A 25,729-nucleotide genomic window follows, 5' to 3' on the forward strand; every position below is an offset into this window, starting at 1 on the left:
CGGCCTGCTCACGGCTTCGATGAGGAACGCATTATACGCGCCTGGCCGGCGCTTCGCATCGCCGGCTCCGCGTTGACCCGGCGCGCGGCCTCGGCCCTATAATGGGCCACCGGGCAACCCCGCCCTCGACACCGGCTCCGCCTCGCGCACCGGATCGTCCGACAGCTGCAGGGAGACACACGTGGACGAAAGCAACATCAACTGGGTACTGGCCATCGCCAGCCTGCTGGCCGGCACCGGTATCGGCGCATTGGGTTATCACCTGCTCAACGCCGGCGCCGCCCACCTGCAGAAGCTGCGCCAGCGCCTCGCGGAGCGCGACCGCGAACTGGCTGCCCTCAAGGATGGCGTCGACGACCATTTCGCTACCATCAACGGCCTGGTCGAGAGCCTCCAGCGCGACAGCGACACCCTGGCCAGGCGTCTCGAGGAAGACGCCGCCACCCTTGCCGGCCATGACCGTGCACGACGCAGCCTGGAAGTCACGTTCGCGGCCGAGGAGCAGGCGGCCAACGAGGAGTATGCCGCCCCCCGCGACTATGCCGACGGCACCGGCGGAACCCTTTCCGAGGATTTCGGGCTGAAGAGCGGCGAGACCGGCGCCCCGCAGCCTCCCCGCTACTGACCGACACCGCCTCACGCCCGAGGCGACGCGTGATACGGCGCCTTCAGGCCGGGTTGTCGATATCGACGAAACGATGCTCGAGGCGGTGCTCGCGGGCCAGCCACTCCCCCAGCGCCTGGACGCCGTAGCGCTCGGTGGCATGATGCCCCGCCGCCAGGTAGTGGATGCCCAGCTCCCGGGCCAGGTGGGTCGTGCGTTCGGAGATCTCCCCCGAGATGAAGGCGTCGGCCCCGGCCTCCCGGGCGGCGGTGATCAAGTCCTGGGCGCCCCCGGTGCACCAGGCGACGCGACCGATCTCGCCGCCGCCCGGCGCCTCGATCAGCAGCGGCTCGCGCGCCAGTCGCTCGCCCACATGACGGGCGAGCCCCCGGGCATCCAGGCCCGGGGGCGGCGCCCCCAGCCACAGCAGCCCCTCGCCCAGCTCGCCGTCGGCACAGCCCTCGACGCGAAAGTCCAGGCGCCTGGCCAGCTCGGCGTTGTTGCCCAGCTCCGGGTGGGCATCCAGCGGCAGGTGGTAGGCCAGCAGGCTGATGTCGTTGAGCAGCAGGGTGCGGATGCGGCGCTGCTTCATGCCGGTGATGGCCACCGGCTCGTTCTTCCAGAAGTAACCATGGTGGACCAGCACGAGGTCGGCACGCCAGGCCACCGCCTCGTCGAGAAGTGCCTGGCAGGCGGTAACGCCGGTCATCACCCGAACCACCCGATCACGCCCGGCCACCTGCAGGCCGTTGACGGTGTAGTCCCTGAAGCGGCCGGCATCGAGCAGGTGGTCGCAGGCGGCGACCAGGTCGTCACGGTTCATTCACACCTCCGGGCATCGGTGAATCGGCAATGTTACACTGTCGCCATTGTATCGACCGCGGCCCCGGGTCGCGACAAGCACCGCGAGAAGGAAACACCCCGCATGCGACGCAACCTGCTGCCGTACGTCTGGCCCGCCCTCATCGGCGTACTGCTGGCCATCGTGCTGCTCAATGCCTTCCCGCAGCTCCTGGGGCGCCCCGAGTCGCCGGTGACCGCGCCGCAACCCCCCACGGCGCCCGTCTCGCCGACCCCGGTGGACGCGCCTGCCGAGGAGGCGTCACGCCCCTCCCCCGAGCTGCGCCAGTCGGCCCCCATGGCACGCCAGCAGGGTCCGGTCACCTACTCCGAGGCGGTGGACCGTGCCGCACCGGCAGTGGTCAACATCTACTCCTCGCGGGTGGTCGAGCGCGAGCAGCACCCGCTGATGTCGGACCCCTTCTTCCGCCAGTTCTTCGGCGACGACCTGCCCAGCCGCCAGCGCATGCTCTCGAGCCTGGGCTCCGGGGTCATCGTCAGCGGCGATGGCTATGTCCTCACCAACCACCATGTCATCGGCGGCGCCGACCAGATCCGGGTCGCCCTGCGCGACGGCCGCGAGACCCTCGCCGAGGTGGTCGGCACCGACCCGGAGAGCGACCTGGCGGTGCTGCGTATCGGCCTGGACAGCCTGCCGGTGATCGAACTGGCGGACTCCGGCGACGTGGCGGTGGGCGACGTCTCGCTGGCCATCGGCAACCCCTTCGGAGTGGGCCAGACCGTGACCATGGGCATCATCAGCGCCACCGGTCGCGGCCATCTGGGCCTCAACGCCTACGAGGACTTCATCCAGACCGACGCGGCGATCAACCCGGGCAACTCCGGCGGCGCCCTGATCAACGCCGAGGGCGCCCTGGTGGGCATCAACACCGCCATCTTCTCGCGCTCCGGCGGCTCCCAGGGCATCGGCTTCGCGATCCCCGCCAATCTCGCCCGCAACATCCTCGAGGAACTGGTCACCCAGGGCCGGGTGATCCGCGGCTGGCTGGGCATCGAGGCCCAGGAGCTGAACCAGGAGCTGGCCGCCTCCTTCGGTCTCCAGGCACCCCGCGGCGTGGTGATCGCCGCGGTGGTCCCCGGCGGCCCCGCCGCCCAGGCCGGCCTGCAGCCGGGCGACGTCCTGCTCGCGGTGGACGGACGCCCGATCCTCGACGCCCGGGTAGCGATGAGCGACATCGCCGCCATCGAGCCCGGGGCCGAGCTGCCGCTGACGGTGCTCCGTGGCGGCGAAGCGCTGGAAGTCACCCTGGAGGTGGGCGAACGTCCGCCACCGGAGCTGCGCCGCCCGGAGCCGTGACCCCGCCCCCTCGACGACGAAGGCCCCGTCGCTGACGGGGCCTTCGTCGTTGCAGAGGACCATCCCCCTACGTCCGGATTCGATCCTGTTCCTTGAGACGATATTCGGCCGACCGGGCATGGGCGGTCAGCGACTCGCCTCGCGCCAGCACCGAGGCGATCCCGCCGAGCGCCGAGGCCCCCTGCGACGAGCAGTGGATGATCGAGGAACGCTTCTGGAAGTCGTAGACCCCCAGCGGCGAGGAGAAGCGTGCCGTGCCCGAGGTAGGCAGCACATGGTTGGGACCGGCGCAGTAGTCACCCAGCGCCTCGGCGGTGTAGCGCCCCATGAAGATGGCACCGGCATGCCGCACCTCGGGCAGCCAGCTCTCCGGGTCGGCCACCGACAGCTCCAGGTGCTCGGGGGCGATGCGATTGATCAGCTCGGCCGCCTCGGCGCGGTCGCGGCAGTGGATCAGCGCACCCCGCCCGGCCAGGGACTCGCGCACGATCGCCTCCCGTTCCAGGGTCGGCAACAGGCGCTCGATGGCCGCCTCCACCGCCTCGAGATGGGCCCTGTCCCAGCTCACCAGGATCGCCTGGGCATCCTCGTCGTGCTCGGCCTGGGAGAACAGGTCCATGGCCAGCCAGTCGGCAGGGGTACCGGCGTCGGAGATCACCAGGATCTCCGAGGGACCGGCGATCATGTCGATACCCACCCGGCCGAACACCGCCCGCTTGGCGGTGGCCACGTAGATGTTGCCGGGCCCGACGATCTTGTCGACCCGCGGTACCGTCTCGGTACCATGGGCCAGCGCCGCCACCGCCTGGGCCCCGCCGATGGTGAAGACATGGTCGACGCCGGCCAGATGGGCCGCCGCCAGCACCAGCTCGTTGAGCACGCCGTCCGGCGTCGGCACCACCATGACGATCTCGCGGACGCCGGCCACATGGGCGGGAATCGCGTTCATCAGCACCGAGGAGGGGTAGGCCGCCTTGCCGCCGGGCACATAGATCCCGGCACGATCCAGCGGCACGACCTGCTGGCCGAGCACGGTCCCGTCGGCCTCGGTGTAGTGCCAGGATTCGGGCTTCTGGCGCTCGTGGTAGAGGCGAATGCGCTCGGCGGCGGCGGCCAGGGCGTCACGCTGTTCGACGGGCAACCCCCGGTAGGCCTGTTCGAGACGCGCCGGCCCCAGGGTCAGCTCGGCCATGGAGGCGACCGCCAACCGGTCGAAGCGGTTGCTGTACTCGACCAGCGCCGCGTCGCCACGGACCTTCACGGCGGCGATGATCTCGTCGACGCGCCGCTGGATGTCGGCATCGGAAACGCCTTCCCAGGCCAGCAGGGCGTCCAGGCGGTCGTCGAAGTCGGCATCGGCGGTGGCGAGACGGGCGATGCCGGTGGAAGCGAGGGTCTTGGTCATGGGCGCGCAGCTCCCGTGGCTGTCGGGTCTTGTCTGAGCCTGATGCCAGGGCCGGGCCATGGCAAGGCATCAGTCGCTATCGGGTTGAGGTGGCACGACTCTCGCGACGGGCGGCCACGGCATTGCCGAGGCGCTCGATCAGCGGCTTGAGCCGGGCATGCTTCATGGTCATGGCCGCCTTGTTGACCACCAGCCGGGTGCTGATCGGGGCGATCAGCTCACGGGGGGCCATGCCGTTGGCACGCAGGGTGTTGCCGGTGTCGACGATGTCGACGATCTCGTCGGCCAGGTTCATCAGCGGCGCCAGCTCCATGGCGCCGTAGAGCTTGATCACCTCGGCCTGGATGCCCTGTTCGGCATAGTAGCGGCGGGCGACGTTGACGAACTTGGTGGCCACCCGGCGCCGGGCCCGGGCCGGCTCGGCCCCGGTGGGGCCGGCGGTCATCAGCCGGCACCGGGCGATCTCGAGATCGAGCGGCTCATAGAGCCCCTCGGCCCCGTGCTCGAGCAGCACGTCCTTGCCCGCCACGCCGAGATCGGCGGCGCCCAGCTGCACGTAGGTGGGCACGTCGGTGGCGCGCAGGATCACCAGCTTGACGTCCGCCAGGTTGGTGTCGAACAGCAACTTGCGGCTGGCGCCCAGGTCTTCGGCCGGGGTGATGCCGGCGTCGGCCAGCAGGGGCAGCGTCTCGTCCAGAATGCGGCCCTTGGAAAGGGCCAGAATCAGTTGTTTGCTCATGCTCTCGCCTGTCTTGGGAGCTAGCCGGGAATGCGACGGATATTGGCACCCAGCAGTTGCAGCTTCTCCTCGATGCACTCGTAGCCACGATCGATATGGTAGATGCGATCGACCAGGGACTCGCCGTCGGCCATCATCGCCGCCACCACCAGCGAGGCGGAGGCACGCAGGTCGGTGGCCATCACCGGGGCGCCGGAGAGGCGCTCGACCCCGGTCACCACGGCGGTGTTGCCCTCCAGGGCGATCTTCGCCCCCATGCGGTTGAGCTCCTGGACGTGCATGAAGCGGTTCTCGAAGATGGTCTCCACCACCCGGGCGGTTCCTTCGGCCACCGCATTGAGCGCCACGAACTGGGCCTGCATGTCGGTGGGGAAGGCCGGATAGGGGGCGGTGCGAACATTCACTGCCCGCGGCCGCCGCCCGCCCATGTCCGCCTCGATCCAGTCATCACCGCTGGTGATGGTAGCGCCCGCCTCCTCCAGCTTGGCCAGCACCGCCTCGAGGAGGTCGGCACGAGTACGGCGCACCCTGACCCGCCCACGGGTCACCGCCGCGGCCACCAGGAAGGTGCCGGTCTCGATGCGATCGGGCATGACGTCGTGGTAGCAGCCGTGCAGCCGCTCGACGCCCTCGATGGTGATGGTATCGCTGCCGTGGCCGCGGATCTTCGCGCCCATGGCGATCAGGCACTCGGCGAGGTCCACCACCTCGGGCTCCCGGGCGGCATTCTCCAGCACCGTGGTGCCCTCGGCCAGGGTCGCCGCCATCAGCAGGTTCTCGGTGCCGGTGACGGTGACGGTATCGAAGAAGATGGTGCCCCCCCGGAGACGACCGTCGACCCGGGCGCGAATATAGCCCCCCTCGACGCGAATCTCGGCGCCCATCGCCTCCAGGCCGCGGATATGCAGGTCCACCGGCCGGGAGCCGATGGCACAGCCGCCGGGCAGCGAGACATCGGCATGGCCGAAGTGGGCCAGCAGTGGCCCCAGCACCAGGATCGAGGCACGCATCTTCTTGACCAGCTCGTAGGGCGCGTCGCAGTGACGCACCTGGGCGCCGTTGAGCTGGATGGTCATCTTCTCGCCCATCACCGGCTCGAGGCCCAGGTGGCCGAGCAGCTCCAGGGTGGTGGTGATGTCCTGCAGGTGGGGCAGGTTGCCGATGGTCACCGGCTCCTCGGCCAGCAGGGTGGCGCAGAGGATCGGCAGGGCGGCGTTCTTGGCACCGCTGGCCCAGACCTCGCCGTCGGCGGGGCCATTGCCGGTAATGATCAATTTGTCCATGGGACCCGCCCGTCAGGCGCTGGTGTTTTCCGGCGCGCTCTGCCACTGCGCCGGCGTGTAGGTCTTGATGCTCACCGCATGCAGCGCACCCGAGGCGATCTCCTCGGAGAGGGCGCCATAGATGAGTTGCTGGCGTTTGACCGGCGACAGGCCGTCGAACACCGCCCCCACGGCCACCACCTGGAAGTTGCAGCCTTCGCCCTGGATATGGAACTCGCAGTCGTCGATGCGGGCCTCGAGCAGCGCCTTGACCTCACTGGGTTGCATGAACCGGAACTCCTGTGATGCATGAAAATGTCGGGCCATCGGTCGCGAGGCGACCGATGGCATGGATCGGGAATCCCGACATGGTAATGAAAAGCGCCGCTCTTGGCGATGCCGGCGATCCTCGCCGCCGGAGGAAAGCCGGTCGTCAGGCGGCCTCGTCCAGCGGCAGCAGGCGGTCGAGGCCGGCCAACCGGGTCAGGCGGATCAACGGCGGCGAGAGGCGCACGGCGCGCACCTTGAGGCCCGCCACCCGGGCACGACGGGTCCACTCCAGCAGCACGCTGAGCGCCGCACTGCTGACGCCCGCGACGCCGCACAGGTCGAAGTCGACCCGGGTACCGGCCGGCTGGTCGGCGAGCCAGTCACTCCCCGTGGCGGCCAGTACCGCCGCCACATCGAAGCCCACCACGCCACTCACCGCCAGCCCCTCGCGGCCGGCAGACAGGCGAACGCCCGACCGATCGAGCAGCAGGCTCATGCGCTGCCACCCTCCTCGAGCTCCTCGACGGCGATTTCCGGGGCCCAGCTCTCGATCACGGCGTCGTAGTCGCGGCCGTGCTCGCGCATGGCCTGATCGAACTGGTTGCGGAAGGTCAACCCGAGGTTGATGCCGTTGACGATGACATTGACCACCTTCCACTGGCCATCGCTCAGGCGCAGCGAATAGCTGACCGGATAGACGCTGCCGTCAATGGCCACCACCTCCATGGCCACGCTGGCCTGGTCCTCGTAGCGCTGGGGTTGTTGGTTGTCCAGTACCCGCAGCTCGCGGTAATCGAAGGTCACCAGCCCCTTGGTGTAGGTATCGATCAGTGTCTTGCGGAAGGTACCGGCGAAACGCGAGCGTTGCCGGGGAGTGGCATTCTGAAAGTAGCGCCCCATGACGCTCGCCCCGATGTAGCGGAAATCGGCGATGTCGTCGAGATTGTCGTCGACCAGGGCCTTGAGCTCGTCGACATTGTCGGCGAAATAGTCGCGGCGGCCCTCGATCTGCGCCATCAGTTCGTCAATGCTCTCGCGGATCACCTCTTCGGGCTCACGCTCGGGGGCCGCCTGGGCCGACAGGGACACCAGCACCAGACAGAAGCCGAGCACCACCAGGCGAAGGGAAGCAGGCAGTAAGGGCATCATCACATCTCCTCGTAAAGAATGCCGTGAACGACTAGCGCACGGGACGACTCAATCGCTGATCAAATTGGACACGAATTGCTGGATGAGTTCTTCGAGCACCACCGCCGACTGGGTATCGCGAATGGTATCGCCGTCGGCCAGGGTTTCGGGATCACCGCCCACCGAGAGCCCGACGTACTGTTCGCCGAGCAGACCGGCGGTGAGTATTGCCGCCGTGGTGTCCCGCGACAGCCGGTCCTCCAGCTCGGCATCGAGCTCGAAGATCACCCGGGCGTCATACCAGTCGGTATCCAGCTCGATGGCCGCGACCCGCCCCACCGTGACCCCGGCCAGGGTGACCCGCGCGCGCGGCTTGAGGCTGCCGATGTTGGCGAAGTTGGCCTCGAGGCGGAAGGTGTCGCTTGGGGCGGTTAAGGTCAGGCCACTGACGCGCAGCCCGAGGAATACCAGCCCCAGGATGCCGGCCAGCATGAACAGCCCGACCCCCAGTTCCATCATCTTGCTGCGCTTCATTGCGTTTCTCCGAACATCAACCCAAGTCTTGGCACATCGCACGTCCACGCATCGCGAGCCACCACCATCAGGACAGCCCCCCGAACATCACCGCGGTGAGCACGAAATCGAGGCCGAGCACCGCCAGCGAGGAGTAGACCACGGTGCGGGTGGTGGCCCGGGAGATGCCTTCCGCGGTGGGTACCAGATCGTAGCCCTGGAAGACCGCGATCCAGGTCACCACCAGGGCGAATACCAGGCTCTTGACCATGCCGTTGCCGATATCGGCGATGAACTCGACGCTGGCCTGCATGTTGCCCCAGTAGGATCCCTCGAAGACACCGAGCCACTCGACACCGACCAGGTAGCCGCCATACACCCCCACCACGCTGAAGCCGATGGTCAGTAACGGCAGGGCAACGACTCCCGCCCACAGCCGTGGTGCCACCACCCGCCGCAAGGGATCGACACCGATCATCTCCATGCTGGTCAGCTGTTCGGTGGCCTTCATCAGACCGATCTCGGCGGTCAGCGCCGAGCCGGCCCGCCCGGCGAACAGCAGCGCCGCCACCACCGGGGCCAGCTCGCGCAGCAGCGACAAGGCCACCATCTGGCCCAGCGCCTGCTCGGCACCGAAATCGACCAGGATGGTATAGCCCTGCAGCGCCAGCACCATGCCGATGAACAGCCCCGAGACCAGCACGATGGCCAGCGACAGGACGCCGACGAAGTGCATCTGCCGCAACCACAGGTACCAGCCTTCCCGGGACGGCACGCCAACCGCGGAGAGGAAGAGGAAGATTCCCGCCCGCCCCAGTGCCTCCAGCAGCTCGCAGCCGCGGCGCCCCAGGTGGGTGATGTGCCGGATCATCGCCGCCCTCCTGCGTCGAGGATGTCGGTGAAGAAGTCCACCGCGGGATAGTGGAAGGGCACCGGCCCGTCCGGCTCACCATGAACGAACTGGCTGACCCGGGGATCCTGGTCGACGTCGAGCCCCGCCGGCGTGCCGTGGGCCATCACCCGACCATCGGCGATCACGTAGACATAGTCGGCGATCGTGAGGGTCTCCTTGATGTCGTGGGAGACCATGACGGAAGTGAGGCCGAGCGCCTCGTTGAGCCGCTTGGTCAGCTGCACCAGCACGCCCATGGAGATCGGATCCTGGCCGACGAAGGGCTCGTCGTAGAGGATCAGCTCCGGGTCCAGGGCGATGGCCCGGGCCAGCGCCACGCGGCGCGCCATGCCGCCGGAGAGCTCGGACGGCATCAGCTCGCGGGCACCGCGCAGCCCCACGGCCTCGAGCTTCATCAGCACCAGGTCACGGACCATCGACTCCGGCAGGTCGGTGTGGACCCGCAACGGAAAGGCCACGTTCTCGTAGACGCTGAGGTCGGAGAACAGTGCCCCGCTCTGGAACAGCATGCCCATGCGCCGGCGCATGGCGAACAGCGCCTTGCGCGACTGGCGGTGCACGTCCTCGCCATCGATGCATACGCGACCCGCGTCCGGATAGAGCTGGCCGCCGATCAACTTGAGCAGCGTGGTCTTGCCGGTACCGCTGGGCCCCATGATGGCGGTGATCTTGCCGCGGTGAATCTGCAGGTCGACACCGCGGAAGATCTCCTTCTCGCCCCGCGAGAAATGCAGCCCCTCCACCACCACGAAGGGAGTGTCGCTCATCGGCTCGTGTCCCTCGAGAAAATTATCGAACATCGTATCCTAACCTTGCCTCATTACGCCACCACCGGCTCCCCCCGGCTTGCACCACGCCGACCGAGAACGTTTAATGGGCGCCCTTTCCGTCCTGGCCAGGGCCGTATCTGCCATGCTCGTTCCCCTCATCGTCGTACTGCTAGGCTTCATCGCCCTGTTGTGGAGCGCCGAGCGCTTCGTCGGCGCCGCCGCCGCGACGGCCCATCGGGCCGGCATGAGCACCCTGCTGGTGGGCATGACCATCGTCGCCCTGGGCACCTCGGCACCGGAGATCGTGGTCTCGGCGATGGCCTCGCTGGACGGCATTCCCGACCTCGCCATCGGCAACGCGCTCGGCTCGAACATCGCCAACCTCGGCCTGGTGCTCGGCGTGACCGCCCTGGTGGTGCCGATTCCGGTGCGCTTTTCCATCGTGCGTCGCGAGCTGCCGCTGCTGCTCGGCGCCACCGGCCTGGCCGGCTATGCCCTGGCCAACGGCATTCTTGGCCGCATCGATGCGCTCTTGCTGATCCTGCTGTTGGTGTTCAGCCTGTGGTGGCTGGTCCGCGCCGACACTCCCGACGCGGCCCCGGTGGGCGAGATTCCCGACATGCGCCTCCCCCGCGCCCTGTTCTGGCTGGTGCTGACCCTGGTGGTCATGGGCATCGGTTCGCGTGCCCTGGTATGGGGCGCCAGTGAACTGGCACGCGGTCTCGGGGTCAGTGAGCTGGCCATCGGGCTCACGGTGGTGGCCATCGGCACCAGCCTGCCGGAGCTGGCCGCCTGCGTGGCCAGCGCCCTGAAGCGCCACCACGACATCGCCATCGGCAATGTCATCGGCTCCAACCTGTTCAACATGCTCGCCGTGTTGCCGGTGCCGGGCCTGCTGGCCCCCGGCCTCATCGACCCGGCGGCGGGCAGCCGGGACTTCCCGGTCATGCTGGTCCTGACCCTGGCGCTGGGCATGCTGCTGCTGTGGCAGCGACGCGGCCAGCTGGGGCGACTCCCCGGCGGGCTGCTGGCGCTGAGCTATGCCGGCTATCTGACCTGGCTCGGCATCGCCAGCCTCGCCGCGCCAGCACCGGTCTTTTGAACGGAGTCACGCACTTGAGTGAAACTCAGCAACGGGCAACAATCATCGCCATGACGACAGACACCCCCCCCACCCGCAGCTCCCCGCTGCGCGACAGCGCCCGACGCACCCTGCAGCTGGAGCAGCAGGCCATCACCGCCCTCGTCGAACGCCTCGACGAGGGCTTCGACCGCGCCTGCGAGCTGATCCTGGCCTGCCGCGGCCGGGTGGTGGTGACCGGCATGGGCAAGTCCGGCCACATCGCCGGCAAGGTCGCCGCCACCCTGGCGAGCACCGGCACCCCGGCCTTCTTCGTCCACCCCGGCGAGGCCAGCCACGGCGACCTGGGCATGATCACCCCCGGCGACGTGGTGCTGGCACTCTCCAACTCCGGCGAGACCGCCGAGGTGACCGCCCTGCTGCCGCTGCTCAAGCGCATGGGCACGCCGCTGATCAGCATGACCGGGCGCCCCGGCTCGACCCTGGCTCGCCATGCCGATGCCCACCTCGACGCCGCGGTCGACCGCGAGGCCTGCCCGCTGGACCTGGCCCCCACCTCCTCGACCACCGCGTCGCTCGCCCTGGGCGACGCCCTGGCGGTGGCGCTGCTCGAGTCCCGCGGCTTCACCGCCGAGGACTTCGCCCGCTCGCACCCCGGCGGCAGCCTCGGCAAGCGCCTGCTGCTGCGGGTCGCCGACCTGATGCACCAGGGCAGCCGACTCCCCTCGGTACCGCTCGGCAGCCCGCTGCGCGACGCCCTGCTGGAGATCACCCGCCAGGGCCTGGGCTTCACCTGCGTGGTCGATGTCGACGGCCGCTTGTCCGGGGTCTACACCGATGGCGACCTGCGCCGCACCCTCGACCAGCACAGCGACCTCTCCGGACTCAGGGTCGACGATGTCATGACCCGGCCGGGCAAGCGCGTCGCCGCCGACATCCTGGCCGCCGAGGCGGTGCGCATCATGGAAGACAACCGCATCACCGCCCTGGCCGTGGTCGACGACGACGACCGGCCGGTCGGCGCCCTGCACATGCACGACCTGCTCGCCAGCGGCGTGATCTGATGCCCCTTTCCCCCAAGGAGTCCTCATGACCCTCGATTCCCCCCTGCTCGATACCCAACTGGTGGACCGGCTGCGCCGCGTGCGCCTGCTGGCCCTGGACGTGGACGGCGTGCTCACCGACGGCCGCCTCTACTTCCAGGCCGACGGCATCGAGATCAAGGCCTTTCACACCCACGACGGCCACGGTCTCAAGCTGCTCAAGCGTGCGGGGCTCGAGGTGGCGCTGATCACCGGCCGCGATTCGCCCATGGTCAGCCGCCGCGCTGCCGCCCTCGGCATCAAGCACCTCTACCAGGGAGTGGAGAAGAAGCTGCCCATGCTGCGCGAACTGTGCACCCGGCTCGGCCTCGAGCTGGACCAGGTCGCCTACTGCGGCGACGACCTGCCGGACGCGGGCGCCATCAAGCGCGCCGGGGTCGGCATCAGCGTGCCCGGCGCCCCCGCCTACATCCGCCGGCACGCCGACTGGGTCACCGACAGCCCCGGCGGCCACGGCGCGGTGCGCGAGATCTGCGACGTCCTGCTCCAGGCCCAGGGACACTGGGATGCCGTGGTCGACACCTACCTGCACGGAGCCGACTGAGGCCATGGCGCTGCGCCTGCCGCGACCGTCATTCCGGGTCTGGCTGTTCCTGCTGCTGCTGGTGCTCGGCGGCGTACTCGCCCTGCTCGACCAGCGCGCCTCCCGGGAGCCGGGGCCGGTGCCGCGCGACGAGGCCGGCGAACCGGACTACTACCTCGAAGGGGTTCGCCTGACGCGCTTCGACGCCGAGGGCCGGGCACACCAGCGCCTGGACACCCCGCGCCTGGTGCATACGCCCCACGACGATGTCACCCGCCTGCAGGCCCCGGCAGCCCGGCTGATCGACACCTCGGGGCGCACCTGGTTTGGCCATGGCGCGGTCGGCACCCTGGGCGCCGACGGCAACCCCCTCACCCTGTCCGGCGACGCCCGCCTGCGCGCCCCCGCGGAGCGCTGGCAGCTCGACACCGACATCCTGCACTTCGATGCCGACACCGGCCACGCCTGGAGCGAGACCGCGGCGCTGCTGCAGCAGCCGCCCCAACGCATGCGCGGTGAGCGCTTCGACGCCTGGATCCATGACAATCGCGTCCGCCTGACCGACAATGTTCGCGGCCACCATCCGCCCGAGACGCCCCCCACCGACGAGGACCCCGAGCCATGACGCAACAGTCCCCTGCCTCCCTGCTGGCCCCGGCACTGCTCGGACTAGCGCTCACGGTCCTGGCCACCCCCCCGGCGCTGGCCCTCGAGGGCGACGCCAGCGCCCCCATCGAGGTGGAGGCGAACCAGCTCGATCTCGACGACCGCGCCGGCACCGCCGTCTATACCGGGGAGGTGGACATCCGCCAGGGCAGCATGCGACTGACCGGTGACCGGGTCGAGATCCGCCGCAACGAGGCAGGCGAACTCTCCCACGCCATCGCCACCGGCGAGCGTGCCTACATCGAGCAGCAGCCCGCGCCGGACGAGCCGCTCGTGCGCGGCTGGGGGCGCACCATCGTCTACTATGTCGCCGAGCGACGGGTGGAGCTGATCGACCGTGCCGAGCTGCACCAGGCCGGCGACACCTTCGATGGCGGCTATCTGGAGTATTTCCTCGATCGTCGCGTGGTCCAGGCCCGCTCCGAGGCCGAGGGCGTCCAGGAGCGCCAGCGCGTGCGCATGACCCTGCAGCCCGAGCAGTAAGGGACGACATGAAGACACTCCGCGCCAGCCATCTGGCCAAGAGCTACAAGCGCCGCCGCGTGGTGCAGGACATCAGCCTCGCCATCGGTCAGGGCAGCATCGTCGGCCTGCTCGGCCCCAACGGCGCCGGCAAGACCACCTCCTTCTACATGATCGTCGGCCTGGTGCGAGCCGATGTCGGCGAGGTGCACATCGACGACCGGGACCTGACGCGAGCGGCAATGCACGAGCGGGCCCGGGCCGGCATCGGCTACCTGCCCCAGGAGGCCTCGATCTTCCGCAAGCTATCGGTGGCCGACAACATCATGGCGATCCTCGAGACCCGCAAGGATCTCGACCGCGCCGGCCGCCGCGCCCGACTCGAGCAGCTGCTCGAGGACTTCCACGTCACCCATATCCGCGACAACCTCGGCATGAGCCTCTCCGGCGGCGAACGGCGGCGGGTGGAGATCGCCAGGGCGCTGGCCACGGAGCCCGCCTTCATCCTGCTCGATGAGCCCTTTGCCGGGGTCGACCCCATCTCGGTGGGCGAGATCAAGAGTATCATCCGCCAGCTGAAGGCCCGTGACATCGGCGTGCTGATCACCGACCATAATGTGCGCGAGACCCTCGACATCTGCGACACCGCCTACATCGTCGGCGACGGCCGAATCATCGCCGAAGGCGATGCCGAGGCGATCCTGGCCAACCAGCGGGTACGGGAAGTGTACCTCGGCGAGGATTTCCGCCTCTGAGCACTGTCACCGCAACTTTCTGATATAAAGGCAATTATTACAAATAGGCATACTAATTGCCAATGGCACGCTTATTGCTAATAAAAGCCTTGCAAGACGACCGACAGCGGACTAGGGTGGAGGTTTTCGGCGAATGAGCACACACCTCTCATGGCCATGAAAGCATCTCTGCAACTGCGCGTCGGTACCCAACTGACCATGACACCCCAGTTGCAGCAGGCCATCGCCCTGCTGCAACTCTCCACCCTGGACCTGCGCCAGGAGATCCAGCAGGCCCTGGAAGCGAACCCCATGCTGGAGCTCGACGACGGCTTCGGCGAGCAGGCGGCGAGTGAGACGCCCGCTGACGACTGGGCCAGCGAAATCCCCAGCGAACTCTCCGTCGACAGCGACTGGTCGGACACCTATCAAGACCTGGGCGCCCCCGCCGGTGGCGGCGAGGGCCCTGACTTCGAACGCCAGGCCGAGGGCCAGAGCCTCCAGAGCCATCTCGCCTGGCAGTTGGCGATGACCGACCTGGACGAGCGCCAGCGGCACATCGCCGAGAGCCTGATCGACGCCGTGGACGGCGCCGGCTACCTGACCCAGCCGCTCGACGAATTGCGCGACGGGCTCAGGGGCCAGGGGCTCGAGGGCCTCAAGAGCCGCGAGGTGGAGCAGGTACTGCTGCGCCTGCAACAGTTCGAACCGACCGGCATCTTCGCCCGGGACCTGCGCGAATGCCTGATGCTGCAACTCGCCGCCCTGCCCGACGATACCCCGCTGCTGCCCCAGGCCCGCCGCCTGGTCCGCCAGTTTCTCGAGGCGCTGGCCGCCGATGACCGCCGCCTGCTCAGGCGACGCCTCGGCCTCGACGACGATGCCCTCGACGCGGTGACCGCCCTGGTCCGCTCGCTGGACCCGAGACCCGGCAGCCGCTATTCGGAATCCGCCAGCGACTACGTCATTCCCGACCTGGTCGCCCGTCACGACAGCCGCGGCTGGCAGGTGGAGCTCAATCCCGAGGCCCTGCCGCGGCTGCGCATCCAGCCCGACTATGCGGCGCTGATTCGCCGCGCCGACAAGAGCCAGGACAACCAGTTCCTCAAGGATCACCTGCAGGAGGCGCGCTGGCTGATGAAGAGCCTGTCCAGCCGCAACGATACCCTGCTACGGGTGGGGCGCGAGATCATGGCGCGCCAGCTCGACTTCCTCGAGCAGGGCGAGGAGGCGATGAGGCCATTGATACTGGCCGATATCGCCCAGGCCGTGGAGATGCACGAGTCGACCATCTCACGGGTCACCACCCAGAAGTTCATCCATACCCCGCGCGGGGTCTTCGAGCTGAAGTACTTCTTCTCCAGCCAGGTCAGCAACGGCGATGGCGACGCCCACTCGAGCACGGCGATTCGCGCCCGCATCCGCAAGCTGATCCAGGAGGAACCACCACGCAAGCCGCTCTCCGACAGCAAGCTGGTGGCACTGCTCGAGGAGGCCGGCATCAGCGTCGCGCGCCGGACTATTGCCAAGTACCGGGAAGCGATGGGCATCCCCTCCTCCAGCGAGCGCAAGCGGCTGAGGTGAGAAGGGGACGGCGACGACCATTGCGCTCTCCAAGGTTCACCCGGGAAGCGATGGGCATCCCCTCCTCCAGCGAGCGCAAGCGGCTGAGGTGAGGCATCGACAGCGCCCGGAGCACCCGTCACCAGTGGGTTTCCGGGCGCTGTCGCGGCATGCGCCAGGCGTTGCGGGCGTCGCCCTTCACGGGGGGTTTGCACGGCAGGAAAAAGGGTTACAATCGAGGCACCAATCGAAGGACGAAGGAGCGTGTCATGCAAGTCAACATCACCGGCCATCATGTGGAACTGACCGACGCCCTGCGTGACTATGTGAGCGAGAAGCTCACTCGCGTGGAACGCCACTATGACAACATCACCACCGTGCAGGTAACGCTCTCCGTCGAGAAGGCCCGCCAGCAGGCCGCCTGCACCCTGCATGCCGCCGGTGCCGATCTGCACGCCGAGGCCATGGACGGTGACATGTACGCCGCCATCGACGCCCTCGCCGACAAGCTGGACCGCCAGCTGGTCAAGCACAAGGAGAAGGTCCAGGCCCGCGCCCAGGGCGCCGGCGCCCGCTGATCCATCATGACACTCGAAGCCATCCTGCCCCCCGAGCGCACCCTCTTCGGCGTGCCCGGGGGGAGCAAGAAGCGGGTCCTGGAGTTCTTCAGCACCTTCATCGCCCAGAACACCCCGAGCCTCGACAGCCAGGAAGTCTTCGGCCGCCTGATCGGCCGCGAACGGCTGGGCAGTACGGGCATCGGCAACGGCGTCGCCATTCCCCATGCCCGCGATCCGCACTGCAAGGCACCCATTGCCGGCTTCCTGAAACTGGCCGAACCGATCGACTTCGACGCCATCGATGGCGAACCGGTGGACCTGATCTTCGTGCTGCTGGTGCCGGAAGAGGCAGACGATGCCCACCTCGCGCTGCTGGCCCAGGTCGCAGGCGTGATGAACGATGCCGAGACCCGGGGCCGGCTGCGCAAGAGCGCGAGCCAGCGCGAACTTCATGAACGACTCATCGAGGCGATCCGACGACAGTCCTCGGGCTGATCGCCCCTCACCGGGCCACCCGGCCAGCCACACGACCAGGAGACCCGCCATGCAGCTCGTGATCATCAGCGGCCGATCCGGCTCAGGCAAGTCGATCGCACTGCAGGCGCTCGAGGATCTCGGCTACTACGCCATCGACAACCTGCCGGCCATGCTGCTCGGCCCGCTGGTGGACGAACTCAGCAGCGACCACTCCCCCCACACCTCGATCGCGGTGAGCATCGACGCCCGCAACCTGCCCCATGCGCTGGAACGCTTTCCCAGCCTGCTGGAGGAGGTCCGCGCGCGCGGGATCGACGGCCAGGTGATCTACCTCACCACCGACGCCCGCATCCTGCTCGAGCGCTACTCGGAAACCCGCCGGCGCCACCCGCTGACGCGCGACAGCGACATGACCCTGGCCGAGGCGATCGACTCCGAGGAGACGGCGCTGGCCGAGATCCGCGACCTGGCCGACCTGGTGATCGATACCTCACGGCTCTCGGTGCACGAGCTGCGCCGGCGCATCAGCGACCAGGTGGCCCACCACCGGGCCGACCAGCTGACCCTGACCGTGGAGTCCTTCGGCTTCAAGCGCGGCGTGCCCCTCGACGCCGATATCGTCTTCGATGCCCGCTGCCTGCCGAACCCCTACTGGGATCCCCGGCTGCGCCAGGACACCGGTCGCGATGCCTCGATCATCGAGTTCCTCGACGGCTACCCCGTCGTCGGCGAGATGCATGACGACATCCTGGCCTGGGTGGAGCGCTGGCTGCCGGCCTACCAGGCCAGCCATCGAAGCTACCTGACCGTGGCCATCGGCTGCACCGGCGGCCAGCACCGCTCGGTCTACCTGGCCGAACGACTGGCCCGGCAGCTCGCCGGGCATTGCCCCAGCGTGCGACTGCGCCATCGGGAACTGGGCATCCACAACATCCTCCCCCGGCAGTCGGAGCCGCCACGGGCCGAGAACGACGACGAAGGAAGCTGAGGCGTGCCGCAACGCAAGCTCACCCTGAACAATCGGCGTGGCCTGCATGCCCGTGCCGCCACCAAGCTCGTGCAGTGCTGCCAGCCCTTCCAGGCCCAGGTCACCGTGAGCCACGCCGGCCGCGACGCCGACGCCGCCAACATCATGTCGTTGCTGATGCTGGCCGCCCCCTGCGGCACCGAGCTGACCCTCGAGGCCGAGGGCGAAGACGCCGAGGCGGCGCTCGACGCCATCGAGGCACTCTTCGATGCCAGGTTCGACGAGGATGCCTGACCCCTGTACGACGTAGGGACAGCGGCCGGGTGGGCACGGAAGACCGGCCTCAGCTGCCCGCCACCATCATCTCGTCGACGAGCCAGCTGCCGGTATGGATGCTGCCACGGGTGTCGATGTCGTCGCCGACTCCCGCCAGGCCCTTGAACATTCCCTCGAGATTGCCGGCGATGGTGAACTCCTCCACCGGGTGGCGGATCTCGCCATCCTCGACCCAGAAGCCGGCGGCACCGCGGGAGTAGTCGCCGGTCACGCCGTTGACCCCCTGTCCCATCAGCTCGGTGACCAGCACACCGCGTCCCATCCGGCGCAGCAGCGCCTCCTGGTTCTCCAGAGGGGCGGTGATACGCAGGTTGCGTGCGCCGCCGGCGTTGCCGGTGGTCTGCAGGCCGAGGCGCCTCGCGCTGTAGGCCGAGAGCATGTAGCTGGCCAGGCGCCCACGGTCGACGAAGACGTTGTCACGGGTCTGGACCCCGTCGTTGTCGAAGGGGCTGCTGGCCATGGCGCCGCGCTCCATGGGCCGCTCGCCGAGGCTGAACCACTCGGGGAAGAGCGGGTCGCCCAGGCGGTCGCAGAGGAAGGAGGCCTGGCGGTAGAGGGCGCCGCCGGCGATGGCGCTCATCAGGTGCCCCACCAGCCCGCTGGCGAGGGTCGGATCGAACAGCACCGGCAGGCGTCCGGTGGCCGGGCGCCGGGCGCCGAGGCGTCGCAGGGTCCGCCGCGCCGCGCTCTCGCCCACCACCTCGGGCGCCTGCAGGTCGCCGGGGTCGCGCGCACTGGTGTAGTCGTAGTCGCGCTGCATGCCGCTGGCATCCTCGGCGATCAGCATGCAGGAGAGCGAATGGCGACTGCCGCGCTGGCTGCCGAGGAAACCATGGCTGTTGGCGTAGACCCGCACGCCCTCGCCGCTGGAGAGCGAGGCGCCGTCGGAGCTGCGGATCCCCGCCACGCCGCGCCCGGCGGCCTCGCAGGCCAGCGCCAGCTCGATGGCGCGGTCGGTGGTCAGGTCCCAGGGGTGGTGGACATCGAGATCGGGCAGCTCGCGCGCCATCAGCTCGGCGTCGGCCAGCCCCGAGGCCGGGTCCTCGCCGGTATGGCGGGCAATCGCCAGCGCCTTCTCCACCGCCGCGCGGATCGAGGCCTCGCCGGCATCGCTGGACGAGGCACTGCCCTTGCGCGACCCGACATAGACGGTCACCGCGATGCCCTGGTCACGAGAGAGTTCGACGGTCTCCACTTCCCCCTCGCGCACGCTGATGCCGATCCCCTGGTCGACGCTGGCCCCGACCTCGCAGGCGTCGGCCCCCAGCCGCCTGGCCAGCTCGAGCGCCGCCTCGGCGCGGGTTTCCAGCAGCGCCTGCTGGGCGGCGGCATCGAAAGCCTGTGTCATGCGATTCTCCTCGTCGACCGGCCCCGCGGGCCGGTGGTCATTCATGATGCATTGCACAGCCCGCCGCTGCGGGCTGATATACTATCGGCCATCCCGACCTCAACCGATGGAAGCGGCATGTCCCAGGAATCCTCTCGTGAGCTGCTCGCGCAGATCACCCAGTCGGCCGACGAACCGCCCAGCAAGTCGCAGCTCAAGCGCGAGATGCACGCCCTGCAGGCCCTCGGCGAGCAGATCATCGCCATGAGCGAGGCCGAGCGCGCCCGCTTCCCCCTCTCCGACGACCTGCTCGCCGCCGTGGAGGAGACCTCGCGGATCCGCTCCCACGAGGGACGCCGGCGGCACATGCAGTACGTCGGCAAGCTGATGCGCCGCGAGGACCTCGCCGCCATCCAGGCGGTGTTCGACGAGGTCGAGCAGGAGAAGCTCCGGCGCGACCACGCCTTCCACCGCCTCGAGAAGTGGCGCGACCGGCTCATCGAGGAGGGCGATACCGCCGTCGAGCCCTTCATCGCGGAGTTCCCCGCCGTCGACCGCCAGGCCCTGCGCCAGCTGATCCGCAATGCCCGCCGCGAACGCGAGCTAGGCAAGCCGCCGACCAATGCCCGCCGGCTGTTCCGCCTGATCCGCGATACCGCGGGGCTGTAGACCTGGCACCTGCCCGAGCGCATGGCTCTCGTGCCCTTACACTGCCCATGTTGACGGCATGGCCCCTATGGGGTCAGACCCCAGCCAAGCCATCATCCCTGTCGTGGCGCTCCTCTCTCGCCGAGGCAGTCCCCGCCGGGGTCTGACCCCATAGGGACCGCCGACGCCGGCGGCCCTACACAACGCCTCACGACTGGGTGCCGCCGACGGTCAGCTCATCGAGCTTCAGCGTCGGCTGGCCGACGCCCACCGGCACGCCCTGCCCCTCCTTGCCGCAGACCCCGATACCGGTGTCCAGTTCCAGGTCGTGGCCGATCATCGACACCCGGCCCATGGCTTCCGGGCCGTTGCCGATCAGGGTCGCCCCCTTGACCGGCGCGGTGATCCTGCCGTCCTCGATCAGGTAGGCCTCGCTGGCCGAGAAGACGAACTTGCCCGAGGTGATGTCCACCTGGCCGCCACCGAAGCTCACCGCGTAGAGCCCCCGCTTCACGCTGCGCAGGATCTCCTCCGGGTCGTCCCGCCCCGCCAGCATGTAGGTGTTGGTCATGCGCGGCATCGGCAGGTGGGCGAAGGATTCGCGCCGGGCGTTGCCGGTGGGCGCCATGCCCATCAGCCGGGCATTGAGCTTGTCCTGCATGTAGCCGGTGAGGATGCCGTCCTCGATCAGGGGGGTGCACTGCCCCGGGGTGCCCTCGTCGTCGATGCTCATGGAGCCGCGTCGATCGGCCAGGGTGGCGTCGTCGACCACGGTGACGCCCGGCGAGGCGACCCGCTGCCCCATGCGGCCGGCGAAGGCGGAGCTCCCCTTGCGGTTGAAGTCGCCCTCCAGGCCATGGCCCACCGCCTCGTGGAGCAGGATGCCCGGCCAGCCCGGTCCCAGCACCACCGGCAGCTGGCCGGCCGGCGCGTCGACCGCTTCCAGGTTGACCAGCGCCTGGCGCACCGCTTCCCTGGCATAGCGCTCGGCGACATTCTCGTCGCGCAGCCGCGACATGGAGTAGCGTCCGCCCCCCCCGGCGCTGCCGCGCTCGCGACGGCCGTTCCTGACCGCAATGACACTGACGTTGAAGCGCACCAGCGGGCGGATGTCCGCCGCCAGGGTCCCGTCGCTGGCCCGCACCAGCACCACCTCGTGCACCCCGGTGAGCGAGGCGCTGACCTGAGCCACGGCGGGGTCGGCCGCCCGTGCCATCCGGTCGGCCTGCTTGAGCATGGCGATCTTCTCCTCGGCGGTCAGGCCGGAGAGCGGGTCCACGCCGCCGTAACGGCTGTCTCCCTGCACCGCCACCCGGGGGGCGACCGCGAGGCGGCTGCCGCTGCGCACGATGCCGGCGGCGGTGTGTCCGGTCTCGGCCAGTGCCTCGCGGGTGATCTGGTTGGAGTAGGCGAAGCCGGTCTTCTCGCCGGCCATGGCGCGCACCCCGACACCGCCGTCGATGTTGTAGCTCGCCTCCTTGACCTCGCCGTCCTCGAGCACCCAGCCCTCGTGCCAGCTGCGCTGGAAGTAGAGGTCGGCGAAGTCGATGCCCGGGCCCAGGGCATGCCCCAGGCCCGCGTCCAGGGCACCGACATCGAGCCCGCCCGGGGCGAGCAGGATGTCGGCGGCGTCTTCGAGCAGGGAGTGATGGCGTGATGTCATTCGGCACTTTCCACGGATATCTGGGGCGAGGTCCAGGGGCCCCGCACGCGGTAATGAACTCGGGTCACCCGGTCGAGGGCGTCGCCGAACAGGCGGTCGGCAATGAACAGGGCACCGCCGACCAGCGGCGCGCCGGCAATCACGGCGGCCAGCGGCAGGTTGCGGCTCACCGGCAGAGTGACGCCCAGGCGCTGGTCGAGTTCCCGCCGCACCAGGTTCACGCTGCCCTCCAGGGTGAAGAAGGTGGCCGGCCCTTCGACCTCCACCGGCCCCCGAGTCTCGAGAATTCCACCATACAGGGTCGCGGCGCCGGTGACACTGTCGAAGGCGGTGCCCTGGCCGGTGACATCGGAGAAATCGAGCCGCAGGCGACGCACCAGGTTGTCGACGTTGAGCAGCCCCACCAGGCGCGCCGAGGGCGACTCGATGTTGACGAAGCGCCCGTCGCGCAGCAGCACCTCGATGCTGCCGCGGGAGCGCTCCAGGGCGAACTGCCAGGGCGCGCCGGGCCAGGCGAGCTGGCTGGTGACGTGGGTCTCGCGGTTGCGGATCGCCACCGGTTGACCGAGCCGCTCCAGCGCGGTGCCGAGGTCGCGGCCATCCAGGTCGAGCCGCGCCCGGCTCAGGCTGTTGGCGGGGCCGGCGGCCTCCCAGATCAGCTCGCCCCGCGCCGAGACCTCGCCCAGGGTCAGCCCCAGAGGCGCGATGGTCAACCGCTCGGGCGTCGCCCGCCAGCGGGTCGTGAGCGGGCCGAAGCGTCGCCCCCGATACTCGATGTCGGCGACACGCAAGCGGCCGGCGGGCAACTGCTCGACCCAGTCCGGGAACGGCTCCAGCTCCGTCAGCGTGGCGACCTCGCCCAGCCGCGACTCGCTGTCGCCGGCCTCGTGGATCAGGCCGTCCAGGGTCAAACGCCTCAGCGCGACATCCAGGGGCTCGGCAAGTTGTGGCCGATAGTCGAGCTGTCCCTCGACCAGGCTGCCGTCCAGCGCCAGCCGCCAGCCGCCGCCACGCTGGGGCCGTCCGTCGAGATAGAGCGAGCCCAGGCAGCGCCCCTCATGTTCCAGACAGCTGGTCTCGAGCTCGAGGCCCCCCAGGGTCTCGACGAGCCCATCGCCGGCTCCGTCTCCCCGGCCGACATCCAGCGCCACGAGCGCCTCGCCCCAGGCGGCCAGGTCGAGCCGCGGCTGGTAGGCCTGCACCCACCAGCCCTCGCTTTCCGGCCAGGTCGCGCCCGGCGAACGACCGAGCCAGACCTGGCCCTGGCCGACCTCCGACCCGGCGAGTTCCCGCCAGCGCAGGTTCAACTGCTCCCCCAGGCGGCCCTCGAGCCGGCCGCCGGTCAGGTCCATGTCGAGCCGCAGCGGCTGGCGCGGCGCGGCCCCCTTGCCCAGCGGTGCCGGCAAGGCGATGCCCAGTCCCTCGAGCGAACTCGACAGGCTCAGCGTGCTGGCCTGTTCGCCGATCGCCAGGCGCCCCTGCCAGGCGAACTGGCCCTCGAGCAGGCGGTCGAGGGCGGCCGCTCCGGACCAGCTGGCCAGGTCGGCGGCCACGGCGGTGCCGGCCAGGTCGAGGCCACCGGCCAGGGTGTCGATCTCGGCGCGCACCGGCCCACCGAGCAGCCGGCCCTCGAGGCGCCCCTCGAGCCACCCCTCCTCGCCGCGCTGGCGCCAGGCCAGCGGCCCGTCGAGATCGCTGAAGACCAGCGCCAGCGGGCGGTACTCCAGCCGATCAAAGGCGGCGTCGGTGTCGATATCGAGCGCCAGCGCCTCGGGCTCGCCCAGCGCCAGCGCCAGCGCCAGCCGGCCCGCGGCACCACCCTCGCCCTGCCACGCCTCCACCGCCTCGATGCCTTCCACCGGCATCGCCAGCAGGTAGCGACGCAGCGCCTCGGCCGAGGCCTCGAGTTCGCCGCTCACCTCGAGGTGTTCATCGACCAGCGAGACCCGGCCGTCACGAGCCTCGACGCCGAGGCTCTCGGCCCGCGCCACGGTCGCTTCGAGCGTGGTGTCCTGCAGGGTCAGGCGACCCTCCAGCGCCTCCAGGGCCGGCCAGGCCGGCCCGAAGGGCAGCCGGCCTTGCTCGATGGTGAGCTCCAGGCCGAAGGAGGGAGCGACCCTGGCCGCGCCGCCGGCCAGCGGCACATGCAGCCGCAGCGAGCCCTCCGGCACACGCCCGGCCACTCCCGCACCCAGCCACTCGGTGAGCCCCTCGTCCATGATCTCGACCGGCAACCAGTCGAGCAGCGGGGTCTCGATGGCATCCACGTCGTGGAAGCCCAGCGTCAACCCGAAGCCACCGCGCTGCCCCCCGCCGACCGAAAGGCCGAAGCCGCCGCGGGCCTCGGCACCGTTCCAGCCCACCTCGAGATCACGACCGCTGACGAACCTGCGCGGCCCGTCGTAGGACCAGAGCACCTCGCCGCTGGCGTGGGAGAGCGTCATGGGGGCGGCAAAGACCTCGGGGAAGTGCAGCTCGGCGCCATCGCTGTCGACAAAGCTCACCTGGCCGCTCAGGTCCCGGGCCTCGACCCACATGTCGAACGGCCCCCCACCGGGGGCCTGCTTCCAGGGCGAGACCGCCACGTCCTGCAGCCCGGCCCGGGCCAGCCAGTGGCCATTCTCGCGCCCCAGTCCCAGCCCGGTCACGCGGCCACGGGGGGCCAGGGCGGCCACCACCCGCGACAGCGCCTCCGGCAGCGGCAGGCGGTCGCGCCAGGCGGCCAGCGAGCCCAGTTCGAACTCGCTGGTATTGAGCCACCACCCGGCGTCGCTGCGGCGCAGGTGCCAATAGGCCGGCAGGGCCGCCCCCTCCGCCTCGGCCAGCGCCTCCGGCGCGTTCCAGTCGGCGCTGCCGGCATCCCCCTCCAGCCAGGCCTCCCAGCCGTCATCGCGCCGCAGCCACTGGCCGCGGGCGTCGACATCCTCGAGCACGATGGTGCGCAGCTCGCCGTTGCGGTCATCATGACTCATCGCCAGTAGCGGCACGTCCAGGTCGAGGCGCGCATCGGCGAGACTGCCGCGATGCCAGCGCCCCCACAGTCGGGCGTCGCCGCTGGCCGCCTCGAGACGCAGGGGATCATTGCGCCCCAGCACCTCGGCCAGCCCCACCAGGCTGTCGAGCTTCATGTCGGCCTGCAGGGCGGCGCTGAAGTCGCGCAGCCCGGAGGGGCCGGGGAAGAGCTCCAGCGCCGCCTGCATGGCGAGCTGCTCCCGGCCCTGCTCCTGATCCTCGAGGCGCACCTCACCCTCCAGGTGGGCATGGCGGGCATCCCCGGTCAACAGCAACCGCGGTGCGTACAGCACCTCGCGCTGCTCCTGGCCATGCAGCACCAGGCGCAGGTCATCGACCCAGGCGCGCTGTCGCAGCAGCAGCCCGACGAGGAAGTCGAGACGCTCCAGGTCGAACGCGACATCGGGCTCGAGTTCGGGGGGGAGTCGGGCCGGGTCGGGCCAGTGCCAGCGCCGCTGCTGATCCTGATAGAGGTGCAGGGTCACCCCCTGCAGGCGGGCATCCTCCACCACCGGCACGCCTTCGCGCAGGCTGGCCAGGGTATCCAGCCGCAAGCGACCGCCCTCGACCTCGATCAGCGGAGTGTGGCCGAGGCCCTCCCGGGAACGGACGGTCAGGCCGGAGAGCTCCAGCACCGGGTCGAGCCGGGTCAGGCGGGTGTCGAGCTCGTGGATCTGCACCACGGCACCGAAGCGTGACGAGAGCAGTGCCTCGAGCCGCGGCGTGAAGCCCTCGGCCAGGCCGAGGGCCAGGCGCAGCAGCACCAGCAACAGGGCCACCAGCGCCAGCAGCAATGCCGCCAGCGTCAGCACCCAGCGCGACAGCAGGCGAATCCGGGGCATGGG

27 protein-coding genes are annotated in these 25,729 nt (G+C 69.6%); 14 read left to right on the forward strand and 13 right to left on the reverse strand.

The features are described from left to right. Positions 1-181 precede the first annotated feature (181 nt). Positions 182-625, forward strand: coding sequence for a YhcB family protein (locus CR157_RS01905; RefSeq protein WP_110281847.1), 444 nt, complete (start codon positions 182-184; stop codon positions 623-625). Between the two features lie 43 nt (positions 626-668). On the opposite strand, the gene CR157_RS01910 is transcribed toward CR157_RS01905, so the two are convergent. Continuing rightward, entirely contained in the window at positions 669-1,427 is a 759-nt protein-coding gene (locus tag CR157_RS01910) for a Nif3-like dinuclear metal center hexameric protein (protein ID WP_110281848.1), read from the reverse strand. A 102-nt stretch (positions 1,428-1,529) separates the two neighbouring features. Here CR157_RS01910 and CR157_RS01915 point away from each other — a divergent pair, with 102 nt between their 5' ends. Beyond that, positions 1,530-2,762, forward strand: coding sequence for a Do family serine endopeptidase (locus CR157_RS01915; RefSeq protein WP_110281849.1), 1,233 nt, complete (start codon positions 1,530-1,532; stop codon positions 2,760-2,762). A 67-nt stretch (positions 2,763-2,829) separates the two neighbouring features. Here the strand turns inward: CR157_RS01915 and hisD are convergent, their stop codons facing one another. From hisD to CR157_RS01960, 9 genes are all read right to left on the reverse strand, one after another. Next, a complete protein-coding gene (gene hisD, locus CR157_RS01920) occupies positions 2,830-4,167 on the reverse strand; it encodes a histidinol dehydrogenase (RefSeq protein WP_110281850.1) in 1,338 nt (445 codons plus the stop codon). A gap of 76 nt (positions 4,168-4,243) precedes the next feature. Beyond that, positions 4,244-4,906 (reverse strand): ATP phosphoribosyltransferase, encoded by a 663-nt coding sequence (gene hisG / locus CR157_RS01925; RefSeq protein WP_110281851.1) that lies wholly within the window; start codon positions 4,904-4,906, stop codon positions 4,244-4,246. Positions 4,907-4,926: 20 nt separating this feature from the next. Continuing rightward, the gene (gene murA, locus CR157_RS01930; RefSeq protein WP_110281852.1) at positions 4,927-6,189 is read right to left on the reverse strand and encodes a UDP-N-acetylglucosamine 1-carboxyvinyltransferase; all 1,263 of its coding nucleotides are present in this window, start codon (positions 6,187-6,189) and stop codon (positions 4,927-4,929) included. Positions 6,190-6,201: 12 nt separating this feature from the next. Further along, entirely contained in the window at positions 6,202-6,456 is a 255-nt protein-coding gene (locus CR157_RS01935; RefSeq protein WP_110281853.1) for a BolA family protein, read from the reverse strand. A gap of 145 nt (positions 6,457-6,601) precedes the next feature. Next, positions 6,602-6,934 carry an STAS domain-containing protein gene (locus CR157_RS01940; RefSeq protein ID WP_110281854.1) on the reverse strand — a complete coding sequence of 111 codons (333 nt, stop codon included), beginning with the start codon at positions 6,932-6,934 and terminating at the stop codon, positions 6,602-6,604. Further along, positions 6,931-7,584, reverse strand: a complete 654-nt coding sequence (locus CR157_RS01945; RefSeq protein WP_373681005.1) for an MlaC/ttg2D family ABC transporter substrate-binding protein — start codon at positions 7,582-7,584, stop codon at positions 6,931-6,933. Before CR157_RS01945 ends, CR157_RS01940 begins: the two co-directional genes overlap by 4 nt. A 51-nt stretch (positions 7,585-7,635) precedes the next feature. Then, positions 7,636-8,100: an outer membrane lipid asymmetry maintenance protein MlaD gene (gene mlaD, locus CR157_RS01950; RefSeq protein ID WP_110281856.1), complete on the reverse strand. Its 465-nt coding sequence runs from the start codon at positions 8,098-8,100 to the stop codon at positions 7,636-7,638. A 67-nt stretch (positions 8,101-8,167) separates the two neighbouring features. Further along, complete coding sequence (gene mlaE, locus CR157_RS01955) at positions 8,168-8,950, reverse strand: lipid asymmetry maintenance ABC transporter permease subunit MlaE (protein ID WP_110281857.1); 783 nt, start codon at positions 8,948-8,950, stop codon at positions 8,168-8,170. Continuing rightward, positions 8,947-9,759, reverse strand: coding sequence for an ABC transporter ATP-binding protein (locus CR157_RS01960; protein ID WP_110282790.1), 813 nt, complete (start codon positions 9,757-9,759; stop codon positions 8,947-8,949). Before CR157_RS01960 ends, mlaE begins: the two co-directional genes overlap by 4 nt. Before the next feature lie 145 nt (positions 9,760-9,904). Between CR157_RS01960 and CR157_RS01965 the strand changes: the two genes are divergently transcribed. The 11 genes from CR157_RS01965 to CR157_RS02015 all read left to right on the forward strand — a co-directional run bounded on the left by CR157_RS01965 (position 9,905) and on the right by CR157_RS02015 (position 18,192). After that, a complete protein-coding gene (locus CR157_RS01965) occupies positions 9,905-10,864 on the forward strand; it encodes a calcium/sodium antiporter (protein ID WP_110282791.1) in 960 nt (319 codons plus the stop codon). Between the two features lie 50 nt (positions 10,865-10,914). After that, the gene (locus tag CR157_RS01970) at positions 10,915-11,907 is read left to right on the forward strand and encodes a KpsF/GutQ family sugar-phosphate isomerase (RefSeq protein ID WP_110281858.1); all 993 of its coding nucleotides are present in this window, start codon (positions 10,915-10,917) and stop codon (positions 11,905-11,907) included. Between the two features lie 25 nt (positions 11,908-11,932). Further along, complete coding sequence (locus CR157_RS01975) at positions 11,933-12,490, forward strand: KdsC family phosphatase (protein WP_110281859.1); 558 nt, start codon at positions 11,933-11,935, stop codon at positions 12,488-12,490. Between the two features lie 4 nt (positions 12,491-12,494). After that, entirely contained in the window at positions 12,495-13,094 is a 600-nt protein-coding gene (gene lptC, locus CR157_RS01980; RefSeq protein ID WP_110281860.1) for an LPS export ABC transporter periplasmic protein LptC, read from the forward strand. Next, positions 13,091-13,618 carry a lipopolysaccharide transport periplasmic protein LptA gene (gene lptA / locus CR157_RS01985; RefSeq protein ID WP_110281861.1) on the forward strand — a complete coding sequence of 176 codons (528 nt, stop codon included), beginning with the start codon at positions 13,091-13,093 and terminating at the stop codon, positions 13,616-13,618. Before lptC ends, lptA begins: the two co-directional genes overlap by 4 nt. 8 nt (positions 13,619-13,626) lie before the next feature. Further along, a complete protein-coding gene (lptB, locus tag CR157_RS01990) occupies positions 13,627-14,352 on the forward strand; it encodes an LPS export ABC transporter ATP-binding protein (RefSeq protein WP_110281862.1) in 726 nt (241 codons plus the stop codon). 150 nt (positions 14,353-14,502) lie between these two features. Beyond that, entirely contained in the window at positions 14,503-15,915 is a 1,413-nt protein-coding gene (locus CR157_RS01995; RefSeq protein WP_110281863.1) for an RNA polymerase factor sigma-54, read from the forward strand. Positions 15,916-16,163: 248 nt separating this feature from the next. Further along, complete coding sequence (gene hpf / locus CR157_RS02000) at positions 16,164-16,472, forward strand: ribosome hibernation-promoting factor, HPF/YfiA family (RefSeq protein WP_110281864.1); 309 nt, start codon at positions 16,164-16,166, stop codon at positions 16,470-16,472. A 6-nt stretch (positions 16,473-16,478) separates the two neighbouring features. Beyond that, positions 16,479-16,949 (forward strand): PTS IIA-like nitrogen regulatory protein PtsN, encoded by a 471-nt coding sequence (gene ptsN / locus CR157_RS02005; RefSeq protein ID WP_110281865.1) that lies wholly within the window; start codon positions 16,479-16,481, stop codon positions 16,947-16,949. A gap of 49 nt (positions 16,950-16,998) precedes the next feature. Further along, positions 16,999-17,919 (forward strand): RNase adapter RapZ, encoded by a 921-nt coding sequence (gene rapZ, locus CR157_RS02010; RefSeq protein ID WP_110281866.1) that lies wholly within the window; start codon positions 16,999-17,001, stop codon positions 17,917-17,919. Between the two features lie 3 nt (positions 17,920-17,922). After that, positions 17,923-18,192, forward strand: coding sequence for an HPr family phosphocarrier protein (locus CR157_RS02015; protein ID WP_110281867.1), 270 nt, complete (start codon positions 17,923-17,925; stop codon positions 18,190-18,192). A 49-nt stretch (positions 18,193-18,241) separates the two neighbouring features. On the opposite strand, the gene pmbA is transcribed toward CR157_RS02015, so the two are convergent. After that, a complete protein-coding gene (gene pmbA, locus CR157_RS02020; RefSeq protein WP_110281868.1) occupies positions 18,242-19,582 on the reverse strand; it encodes a metalloprotease PmbA in 1,341 nt (446 codons plus the stop codon). 117 nt (positions 19,583-19,699) lie between these two features. Between pmbA and yjgA the strand changes: the two genes are divergently transcribed. Then, positions 19,700-20,230: a ribosome biogenesis factor YjgA gene (yjgA, locus tag CR157_RS02025; RefSeq protein WP_110281869.1), complete on the forward strand. Its 531-nt coding sequence runs from the start codon at positions 19,700-19,702 to the stop codon at positions 20,228-20,230. Positions 20,231-20,417: 187 nt separating this feature from the next. Here yjgA and tldD read toward each other — a convergent pair whose 3' ends face one another. Both tldD and CR157_RS02035 read right to left on the reverse strand, forming a co-directional pair. Beyond that, positions 20,418-21,872 (reverse strand): metalloprotease TldD, encoded by a 1,455-nt coding sequence (gene tldD / locus CR157_RS02030; RefSeq protein ID WP_110281870.1) that lies wholly within the window; start codon positions 21,870-21,872, stop codon positions 20,418-20,420. After that, positions 21,869-25,726: a YhdP family protein gene (locus CR157_RS02035; protein ID WP_110281871.1), complete on the reverse strand. Its 3,858-nt coding sequence runs from the start codon at positions 25,724-25,726 to the stop codon at positions 21,869-21,871. The genes tldD and CR157_RS02035 overlap by 4 nt, the downstream gene beginning before the upstream one ends. Between the last annotated feature and the right edge of the window lie 3 nt (positions 25,727-25,729).

It is taken from the genome of Halomonas sp. LBP4, assembly GCF_003202205.1.
GTDB lineage: Bacteria > Pseudomonadota > Gammaproteobacteria > Pseudomonadales > Halomonadaceae > Halomonas > Halomonas flagellata.